The following is a 2,343-nucleotide window of genomic DNA, read 5'->3' on the forward strand; positions in this document are numbered from 1 at the left end:
GGGCAGAGCCGCCGCGAGCCACGGCGCCAGGACCAGGGCCAGCGCGATCAGGACCGCGCCGGCCGCCAGGAGCGTGCGCCGGCGGAGGCGCCGGCGGACGCGACGGTGCGTGGCCGTCGCTGGCGCCGGCGTGTCCCCTTGCGGTTCGGGCCGGGGCGTCGCGACCGCACCGGGCATCACCGGCTGGCCGACCGTCACCGGGCGGGGGCCGTCCATGGCGGCGGCGGCGGCAAGCTGCGCGGCGGAGGCGGCGCCGAGCAGTCCCGCACCCGCCACGGCATGGTTCGCCGCCTGGGGCTGTGTGGTGTCCGGCTCGGCCGGGACGGAGGGCGTCGGCCGGGTCAGCGGGACCGCGGCCGTCGGCACATCGGCCCCGTGCTCCGCGGCCGCGGCGCCCAGCACCGCGCCGACGAGGGCGGGAGGGACGGCATCGAGCGGCGGGGTGTGACGGCCGGGGCCGGCGTGCGGATCCGCGGCGGCCTCCTCGAGGGCCGCGAGGAACGCGGCGCCCGTGGGGAACCGGTCCTCCGGATCCTTGCGCAGGGCGCGCAGCACCACGGGGTCGAACGCGGGCGGCAGGTCGGGGTCGACGTCGGAGGGTGCCGGCGGCTCCTCGCGCACGTGCTGGTAGGCCACGGCCAGCGGCGTGTCACCCGTGAAGGGGGGTCGGCCCGTGAGCAACTCGAACAGCAGGCAGCCGGCCGCGTAGAGGTCGGCGCGGCCGGCCACGGTGCGGCCCGTCGCCTGCTCCGGAGCCAGGTAGAGGGCCGTACCCACCACGGCCTGGGTCTGCGACGTGGTGGCGGAGGTGTCGGCCAGCGCATGGGCGATCCCGAAGTCCATCACCTTCACGGCGCCCGTCTCCGTGACCATGACGTTCGCGGGCTTCACATCGCGGTGGACGATGCCCTCCTCGTGCGCGTGCTCGAGCGCTTCCAGCACGCCCCGGGTCCAGGCCACGGCACGGTCCGTGCCCACGGCGCCCTCGGCGTGCAGGATCTCCCGCAGCGTCCGGCCGGAGACGAGCTCCATCACCAGGAACGGGCAGTCCACCGGATGGAGGCCGTCCTCGAGGGAGACCTCGCCCGTGTCGTACACGGAGACGATCGAGGGGTGGTTCAGGGAGGCCGCCGAGCGTGCCTCCTTGCGGAAGCGCGCCTGGAAGTGCGGATCGCGCGCCAGGTCCCGGCGCATCAGCTTGACCGCCACCGGGCGGTGCAGCCGCAGGTCCTCGCCGCGGAAGACGTCCGCCATGCCGCCGCGCCCGATCAGCTCACCGATCCGGTACCGCCCGTTCAGGATCCTCTGCTCATCCACAGACACGTCCGCGTGCTCGTCCCGCCCGCCGCTCAAGCGGAGGGCGTGGCGTCGGCGGACGAGGCCTCCGCACCACGCGCGTCAGCGGACGGGTCGGTGGTGGGCTCGCCCGTCGGTGCCGTGGACTCCCCGGAGGACTCCGTCGTCGGATCCCCCGTGGGCGTCGTCGGCTCCTCGGACGGCTCCGGCGTGGGCTCCGGGTCGGCGGTGGCCGTCGGGGATTCGGCGGTGGGGGACGGGCTGGGCTCGTCCGAGGCCGACGGGCTCGGCTCGGCGCTCGGCTCCTCCGACGCGCTGGGCTCCGGCTCCGAGGCGGGCTGGGAGGCCTCGCGGGTCGGCGCGGCGTCGGACCCGCCGGTGGCCACGATCAGCTGCACGTGCGTGTCGTAGCGGTGACGCTCACCCTCGCCGGGCACCACGCGCACCACCTCGCCGTCGGCGCCGTCGGCGGACGGGTCGTCCACCCGGTCCACGGTGAAGCCGCGGTCGCGCAGCGTCTGGATAGCGCTCTCCACGGGCTGGCCCACGAGGCCCTCCGGGATGACGCCCTCACCGGTGGAGACGGCCAGCGTGACGGTCTCACCGCGCCGCAACGCCCCCACGGGGTTGATCTCCTCAACGGTGCCCTGCGGGCTCTGCGCGTCGCGGTCCTCCTCGCGCACCGCCAGGCCGAGGCCCTCGAGCTCGGTGCGCACCTCGCTCACGGGGCGACCCCTGTACGCCTCCGGGTCCACGCGCACGGACGACTCCTCCTGCGAGGTCGCCGGCGCCGAGCCTCCGACGCCGCGGCCACCCGTGAGCAGCGGCCACAGCAGCGCCCCCAGCAGGGCGAACACCACGAGCCCGAGCAGTGCCCACAGCGGCCAGCGGTTGGCGCGTCGCCGGCGGGCGGGCGCGGAGCCGCCCCCGGCGGGCGGGCCCGAGTCCACGACGTCGCCCGGGCGGGTCTGCTGATCACGCACGGCGGCGATCTCGTGGTCGCGCGTGCTCGCGCTCGCGGCGGCGCCGGCCACACCGGCCGCGCCC

Annotated in this window: 2 protein-coding genes; both read right to left on the reverse strand. The window is 76.7% G+C overall.

All coding sequences use genetic code 11. The features are described 5' to 3' along the window. Window positions 1-1,317, reverse strand: a 1,317-nt coding sequence (locus tag SJ20_RS09360) for a protein kinase (RefSeq protein ID WP_044659730.1), incomplete at its 3' end; no start/stop codon positions are given. A 32-nt stretch (window positions 1,318-1,349) separates the two neighbouring features. Further along, window positions 1,350-2,343, reverse strand: a 994-nt coding sequence (locus SJ20_RS09365; protein WP_044659731.1) for a PASTA domain-containing protein, incomplete at its 5' end; no start/stop codon positions are given.

The sequence above is a fragment of the Micrococcus sp. MS-ASIII-49 genome (genome assembly GCF_000946635.1).
GTDB lineage: Bacteria > Actinomycetota > Actinomycetes > Actinomycetales > Micrococcaceae > Micrococcus > Micrococcus luteus.